Annotated in this window: 7 protein-coding genes and 1 other RNA gene; 1 reads left to right on the top strand and 7 read right to left on the bottom strand. The window is 69.0% G+C overall.

Going from position 1 to position 6958, the window contains the following annotated elements; genetic code table 11:
- Positions 1-31: 31 nt before the first annotated feature.
- From ssrA to ftsE, 5 genes are all read right to left on the bottom strand, one after another.
- Positions 32-430, bottom strand: a transfer-messenger RNA (tmRNA) gene (ssrA, locus tag ACFWR9_RS25525).
- 121 nt (positions 431-551) lie between these two features.
- The gene (gene smpB, locus ACFWR9_RS25520) at positions 552-1031 is read right to left on the bottom strand and encodes an SsrA-binding protein SmpB (RefSeq protein WP_383846084.1); all 480 of its coding nucleotides are present in this window, start codon (positions 1029-1031) and stop codon (positions 552-554) included.
- Positions 1032-1076: 45 nt separating this feature from the next.
- Positions 1077-2255, bottom strand: a complete 1179-nt coding sequence (locus ACFWR9_RS25515) for a S41 family peptidase (protein ID WP_383846082.1) — start codon at positions 2253-2255, stop codon at positions 1077-1079.
- A 68-nt stretch (positions 2256-2323) separates the two neighbouring features.
- On the bottom strand, positions 2324-3241 hold the full coding sequence (gene ftsX / locus ACFWR9_RS25510; RefSeq protein WP_383846080.1) for a permease-like cell division protein FtsX: 918 nt from the start codon (positions 3239-3241) through the stop codon (positions 2324-2326).
- Positions 3242-3272: 31 nt separating this feature from the next.
- Positions 3273-3962 carry a cell division ATP-binding protein FtsE gene (gene ftsE, locus ACFWR9_RS25505; protein ID WP_383846078.1) on the bottom strand — a complete coding sequence of 230 codons (690 nt, stop codon included), beginning with the start codon at positions 3960-3962 and terminating at the stop codon, positions 3273-3275.
- Positions 3963-4176: 214 nt separating this feature from the next.
- Between ftsE and ACFWR9_RS25500 the strand changes: the two genes are divergently transcribed.
- A complete protein-coding gene (locus ACFWR9_RS25500) occupies positions 4177-4368 on the top strand; it encodes a hypothetical protein (RefSeq protein WP_383846076.1) in 192 nt (63 codons plus the stop codon).
- 119 nt (positions 4369-4487) lie between these two features.
- Here ACFWR9_RS25500 and ACFWR9_RS25495 read toward each other — a convergent pair whose 3' ends face one another.
- A complete protein-coding gene (locus ACFWR9_RS25495) occupies positions 4488-5324 on the bottom strand; it encodes a hypothetical protein (RefSeq protein ID WP_383846074.1) in 837 nt (278 codons plus the stop codon).
- Positions 5325-5642: 318 nt separating this feature from the next.
- Entirely contained in the window at positions 5643-6749 is a 1107-nt protein-coding gene (prfB, locus tag ACFWR9_RS25490; RefSeq protein ID WP_383846072.1) for a peptide chain release factor 2, read from the bottom strand.
- Between the last annotated feature and the right edge of the window lie 209 nt (positions 6750-6958).

Here is a 6958-nt window from a genome sequence, read left to right as displayed (position 1 = left end):
CGCTGTACGCGAGCACAGGCCGCCCTCGACCTCGTGGAGATGGCGGGAATCGAACCCGCGTCCAACGGTGCGGAATCAGGGCTTCTCCGTGTGCAGTCCGCTTCGATTTTCTCAGCCCCGGAGATCACGCGGACAAGTCTCCGACGGGCTCAGTCACTGTTTGGTTTCCCTCTTCACCCCGTGACCGGGATCAAGGTTTAGTCCCCTAGCTGATGCCAGGATCCGGGTCGGGAACAGCCCCGGGCTGACACTCCCGTAGTAGGAGGCTCGCTCTGCTACCTGAGGTCAGGCAGCGAGGGCGAAGGCCTGCTGGGAGGAATCGCGCTTGGTGTTGGCGATTATTTTTTCGGCCTGTGGTTTACGAGATCATGGCCGCTTCCTCGACACGCTTCCCCTGCTTCGACAGCCGCTGTCGAAACCGATCATCCCCATGTTGCTGTGTTTAATTTACAACAGTTCAAACCCTCCGGAAGAGGGCGCACGCACCCGCCTGGGGTGCAGATGCCATCCTACGTGACCAACGCACGAGGGTGCCAGCCCATTCCCGGCGGTCAGCCCCGCTGCTTGCGCCGGATCGCGGAGATCGTCCGCTCCGCCTCGCGGCGGTCCTGCTTCTCACGGAGCGTCTGGCGCTTGTCGTACTCCTTCTTGCCGCGCGCCAGCGCGATCTCGACCTTGGCCCGGCCGTCCTTGAAGTAGAGGGCCAGCGGCACGATGGTGTGACCGGTCTCCTGGGACTTCGCCTCCAGCTTGTCGATCTCCACGCGGTGCAGCAGCAGCTTCCGCTTGCGGCGGGCACTGTGGTTGGTCCAGGTCCCCTGGCTGTACTCCGGCACGTGCACGTTGTGCAGCCACGCCTCGTGTCCGTCCAGCTGCACGAAGCCGTCGGCCAGCGAGGCCCGTCCCTGGCGCAGCGACTTCACCTCGGTCCCGGACAGGACGAGTCCCGCCTCATAGGTGTCGAGGATCTGGTAGTCGTGCCGCGCCTTCTTGTTCTGCGCGATCAGCTTGCGCCCTTTTTCCTTAGCCATAGTGCAACCATTTTGGCACTACCGAGGGGGCTCACGGAAAGCCGATTACGCGGTCGGTCCCAGCCCGCTCAGTACCGTCCGCGCCCGTTCCAGCGCGGACGACTCCGCCGGGTCGACCTCCAGGTCGGGTGTGATGCCCGTGCCGTCGACGCCGCGGCCGGAGGGGGTGCGGTAGTGCCCGACGGTCAGCTCGGCCACCGAGCCGCCGGGCAGCCGGCTCGGCATCTGCACCGAGCCCTTGCCGAAGGTGCGGGAGCCCAGGACGACCGCCCGGCCGCGGTCCTGGAGGGCTCCGGTGAGGAGTTCGGCCGCGCTCATGGTGCCGCCGTCGACGAGCGCGACCAGGGGTCTGGTGGTCTCGCCGCCGGGCTCGGCGTGCAGGGCCCGCTGTTCGCCGTCGACGTCGTACGTGGCGACCAGGCCGCCGTCGAGGAAGGCGGAGGCGGCGGTGACCGCCTCGGAGACCAGGCCGCCGGAGTTGCCGCGCAGGTCGAGGACGACTCCCGTGCCGGACGGCAGCCGGCGCACGGCGTCGCGCACCTGTGCGCCGACGCCCTTGGTGAAGGAGCTGACCTTGATCACCGTGTCGCCGGTGGCGAGGGTGCGTACCGTCACGGGCTCCGTGGAGAGCCTGGCCCGCCGCACGGTCTCGCTCCACGCGCGCGTGCCGCGCTCCAGGCCCAGCCGGACGGCGGTGCCGGCGGGCTCGTCCTCGGCGTCGCCGCGCAGTATGGCGACGACCTCGGTGACGGGCCGCCCGTCGACCCGCTCGCCGTCGACGCTGCGCAGCCGGTCGCCCTCGCGGATCCCGGCGTCGGCGGCGGGCGAGCCGGCGCGCACCTTGGTCACCTCGATGCGGCCGTCGCGTTCGCGGCGCGCGGAGAGCCCGACGCCGGTGTACCGGCCGTCCAGGGCGTCCTCCAACTCCTCGTACTCGCCGTGGGAGTAGACGGCGCCCCAGCGGTCCCCGCTGCGGCTGACCGCGCGTTCGGCGGCCTCCTCGGGGGACTTGCCGTCGGCCAGCGCCTCGGCGGCCGCCCTGGCCACCGCGTCGTGCCGCGCGGCGGGAGCCGCCGGACGTGCCCTGTCCGGCTCGGGCTTCCGGTCGCTTCCGGAGAACGCGCCGTTGACCCCGCCCGCGACGAGCACACTCGCGAACACCAAGGTCAGGGCGGCCCCGTGGCGTACGCGGCGGGGCTGACAGAACAGGTCACGACCTGACATGCCGGTGAGTCTAGGACAACGCGAGAGGGCCGCACGGTCGCTTGACCGTTCGGCCCTCTTGGTATGTGTCACACCTTCAGGTACTTGCGCAACGCGAAGAACGCGGCCAAGGCGGGCATCAGCAGGCTGGTGGCCAGGATGAGCGGCAGCTTCGTCAACACGGCGTCCCAGCCGATGAAGTTGATCAGGTTCAGCTTCTCGGACAGGGCGAGACCGTGGTCGATGATGAAGTATCTGGCGACCACCAGGAAGCCGCAGGCGACACCACCGCCGATGAGCCCGGCGACCGCCGCCTCCATGATGAACGGCGCCTGGATGTAGAACCCGGAGGCGCCGACGAGGCGCATGATGCCCGTCTCGCGCCGCCGGCTGAACGCCGAGACGCGCACCGTGTTGACGATCAGCATCAGGGCGACGACCAGCATGAGCGCCATCACCGCGCGGGCGGCCCAGTTCATGCCGTTGAGGAGGCCGAAGAGGTTGTCCAGGATGCCCTTCTGGTCCTGCACGGACTGCACGCCTTCCCGGCCGTCGAAGGCGGTGGCGATGACCTGGTACTTCTCCGGGTCCTTCAGCTTGATCCGGTACGACTCCTGCATCTGGTCCGGCGTGAGGGAACTGGCCAGCGGCGAGTCGCCGAACTGCTCCTTGTAGTGCTTGTACGCCTCGTCCTGCGACTCGTACGTCACCTTGTCGACGACGGCCATCTCGTCGAGGTCGGACATGATCTGCTTCTTCTGGTCCGAGGTCACCGCGCCCTTGGCGCAGTTGGGGTCGGACTCGGCGTCGCTCTTGTTGCAGAGGAAGACCGAGACGTTGACCTTGTCGTACCAGTAGCCCTTCATGGTGGTGACCTGGTCGCTCATCAGCAGCGAACCGCCGAACAGGGCCAGGGACAGGGCGACGGAGACGATGACCGCGAAGGTCATCGTCAGATTGCGGCGAAGACCGACACCGATCTCCGAGAGCACGAACTGGGCGCGCATGGCGTCTCGTTAAGCCTTTCGTTCCTCGTCGTCAGTGCTGGTAGCCGTAGACGCCGCGTGCCTGGTCGCGGACGAGGCGGCCCTTGTCCAGCTCGATGACGCGCTTGCGCATCTGGTCCACGATGTTCTGGTCGTGGGTGGCCATGATCACGGTGGTGCCCGTCCGGTTGATGCGGTCGAGCAGCTTCATGATGCCCACGGAGGTCTGCGGGTCGAGGTTGCCCGTGGGCTCGTCCGCGATCAGCAGCTTGGGCCGGTTGACGAAGGCCCGCGCGATCGCGACGCGCTGCTGCTCACCGCCGGACAGCTCGCCGGGTCTGCGGTCCTCCTTGCCGCCGAGACCGACCAGGTCGAGTACCTGGGGCACCGACTTGCGGATCTCGCCGCGGGACTTGCCGATGACCTCCTGTGCGAAGGCGACGTTCTCACCGACCGTCTTGTTCGGCAGCAGGCGGAAGTCCTGGAACACCGTCCCCAGCTGGCGCCGCATCTGCGGCACCTTCCAGTTGGACAGGCGGGCGAGGTCCTTGCCCAGGACGTGCACCTGGCCGTGGCTGCACCGCTCCTCGCGGAGGACCAGCCGCAGAAAGGTGGACTTTCCGGAGCCGGAGGATCCCACGAGGAAGACGAACTCGCCCTTCTCGACCTCCAGGGAGACGTCCCTGAGGGCTGGGTGGCTCTGTTTGGGGTAGACCTTGGAGACGTTGTCGAATCGGATCACGGATGCACCACGGGTCGCCGGGGGTAGATGTGCGTGACCATACGCGAACCGGGGAGCGGACCGCAGTCACCGGTCTGGGTTGCGTATCAGTTGCGCGTTTTGTCCCCGGCGGGAGGACGCGCGGGGTCCCCCGGAACCTGGCACAGTGGAAGGGGAACGTTCGTGTCGTTGCGGGCGTTGTCCAGGCGGAGCCGGCGGCAAGGAGGGCGAGCGCATGACGTACGACCGGTTGGTGTGCGCGAACTGCGCGGCGCCCGTGAATGAGGGCCGGTGCCCGGTGTGCCGGGCGAACCGCGAGCGGATGCAGCAGGAGGGCCCCCTGGCGGGGCTGAACCCGATGACGCTGATCGCGCTGCTGGCGGCGCTGATCGCGGCGGTGGCCCTGCTGGCCCACCAGACCGTCTGACGGGCGCGCAGGGCCCCACAGGGCCTTCGGAGACACGGCAGAGGGGCCCGGAGCGCTGTGCCGCTGTGCGCTCCGGGCCCCTTCGCGTGTGCGTGCCGTGCGTAGGCGTACGCCTACGGTCAGGCAGTGGCTCCGCCGCGACCGTTCATCAGGCGCGGCAGCAGGCGGAAGCCGATACCGCCCGCGATCATCGTGGCGGCGCCGACCAGCAGGAACGTGGTCTCCGCGGCGCCGGTCTCGGCCAGCTCGTCACCGCTGCCCTGGGCGGCGGTGTCGGAGGCCGGGGCCTCTTCACCGGTGTCGGTCAGGGCCGAGGAGCCCTCGTCCTGGGCGACGTTGTCGTTGGGGCCGCCGTCGGGGGTGGTGTTGTCGCCGCCACCACCGTTGCCGCCGGTGTTGCCGCCAGTGGTCTCCGAGCCGCCGTTACCACCGTTGCCGTTACCGCCGTCGGTCGCACCGCCGTCAGTGGCACCGCCGTCAGTGGCACCGCCGTCGGTCGCGCCACCATCGGTCGCGCCACCATCGGTCGCGCCACCATCGGTCGCACCGCCGTCGGTGACACCACCATCGGTCACGCCACCATCGGTGACACCACCGTCGGTGACACCACCATCGGTGACACCACCGTCGGTCACGCCACCATCGGTGACGCCACCGTCGGTGACACCACCATCGGTGACGCCACCATCGGTCGCACCGCCGTCGGTCGCACCGCCGTCGGTGCCCTCGGTCGTGCCCTCGGTCACGCCGACCGAGGTGCCCTCGGTGGTCCCCTCGGTCGTGCCTTCGGTGTCGCCACCGACGCTCACGCCAAGGTCGACGTTGGTGTCACCGACACCCGCGCTGACGCCGATGTCGAGCGCCGAGGCGGCACCCGCGGCGGTCAGCGAGGCGCCGGCGGCGATCACGGCGCCGGCCGCTATGCGCGCGACACGGATGCGCGTCTTCTTCGTCATGTGGTTGCTACCCCCAGTAGCCGATTAGTCAGTGAGGCCGCACTCGGGGCCGTGATCGACGGGAGTGGCTGCGCTTATGTCCCCCGGTTCACATGCGCCCCAGAAATACGCATGCCGCGCCTCACCCTTACGAATGTTCAAAGCAACGTCAAGGCCGTTGCGTACGCGATGTCCAGGTACGGGCCGTATGCCGGACACAAAGGGTGTGAGTGTGATGTAAAACCCAGACATCACCGGCGAACGGCGGGCAGACAAAAGGCAACCGCCGCCCGATGAGCAGCAGTTGCCTTGTCGACAAAGCGGCCTTTCCGCTCCGCGCTACTTCTCCTGCTGCTTGCGCCAGCGAATACCGGCTTCGAGGAAGCCGTCGATCTCGCCGTTGAACACGGCCTCGGGGTTGCCCACTTCGTGCTCCGTGCGCAGGTCCTTGACCATCTGGTACGGGTGCAGCACGTACGAACGCATCTGGTTGCCCCAGGAGTTGCCCCCGTCGCCCTTGAGGGCGTCCATCTTGGCCTGCTCCTCCTGACGGCGCCGCTCCAGGAGCTTGGCCTGGAGGACGTTCATCGCGGTGGCCTTGTTCTGGATCTGGGACCGCTCGTTCTGGCAGGAGACCACGATGCCGGTGGGGAGGTGGGTGAGCCGTACCGCGGAGTCGGTGGTGTTCACGCCCTGGCCGCCGGGGCCCGAGGAGCGGTACACGTCCACCCGCAGCTCGGACTCGTCGATCTCGATGTGGTCGGTCTGCTCGACCACGGGGAGGATCTCGACACCCGCGAAGGAGGTCTGGCGGCGCCCCTGGTTGTCGAAGGGCGAGATGCGCACCAGCCGGTGCGTGCCCTGCTCGACGGAGAGGGTGCCGTAGGCGTACGGCGACTGCACGGCGAAGGTGGTCGACTTGATGCCGGCCTCCTCCGCGTACGACGTCTCGTAGACCTCGGTCTTGTAGCCGCGCTGCTCGGCCCAGCGCAGGTACATGCGCTGGAGCTTCTCGGCGAAGTCGGCGGCGTCCACGCCACCCGCCTCGGCGCGGATGTTGACGAGCGCCTCACGCGCGTCGTACTCGCCCGACAGGAGGGTGCGGACCTCCATCTCGTCCAGCGCCTTCTTCACGGCCGTGAGCTCGGACTCGGCCTCGGCGCGGGTGTCCGGGTCGTCCTCCTCCTCGGCCATCTCGAAGAGCACCCCGAGATCGTCGAGCCGGCCGCGCAGGGCCTCGGCCTTCCGCACCTCGGCCTGGAGGTGGGAGAGCCGGCTCGTGATCTTCTGCGCCTCGTCCGGGTTGTCCCACAGGGAGGGCGCGGCCGCCTGCTCCTCGAGCAGGGCGATGTCTGCCCTCATCCTGTCGAGGTCCAGGACGGCCTCGATCGACTCCATGGTCGAGGAGAGGGACTTCAGCTCTTCGGATACATCGACGACTGCCACGTGTCCAGCGTAACGGCTCCGCCGACCGGCCCCCGCCGGACCGTGGCGCCGGACGCCCGCGGCGGCGCGCGGCCGGGGCGCGCCGCACCCGGGCGGGCCGGTGCCGGGCCCGGCCGACGGCCGGACGCCGGCCGGCGATCCTGCCGGTCGGCCACGAGCGGCCGGGGGCTTCGTCGCAGCGGAACGCGGGTCGGGTGGCGCGTCGCCGT

Origin of the sequence: Streptomyces sp. NPDC058534 (assembly GCF_042717365.1) — a bacterium.
Classification (GTDB): Bacteria; Actinomycetota; Actinomycetes; order Streptomycetales; family Streptomycetaceae; genus Streptomyces.
This window is presented reverse-complemented; position numbering and strand designations above follow the sequence as displayed.

Bases quoted from the DNA above. Each gene is read 5' to 3' on its own strand.
- smpB (WP_383846084.1), bottom strand. From the start codon at position 1,031: ATGGCTAAGGAAAAAGGGCGCAAGCTGATCGCGCAGAACAAGAAGGCG.
- ACFWR9_RS25515 (WP_383846082.1), bottom strand. From the start codon at position 2,255: ATGTCAGGTCGTGACCTGTTCTGTCAGCCCCGCCGCGTACGCCACGGG.
- ftsX (WP_383846080.1), bottom strand. From the start codon at position 3,241: ATGCGCGCCCAGTTCGTGCTCTCGGAGATCGGTGTCGGTCTTCGCCGC.
- ACFWR9_RS25500 (WP_383846076.1), top strand. From the start codon at position 4,177: ATGACGTACGACCGGTTGGTGTGCGCGAACTGCGCGGCGCCCGTGAAT.
- ACFWR9_RS25495 (WP_383846074.1), bottom strand. From the start codon at position 5,324: ATGACGAAGAAGACGCGCATCCGTGTCGCGCGCATAGCGGCCGGCGCC.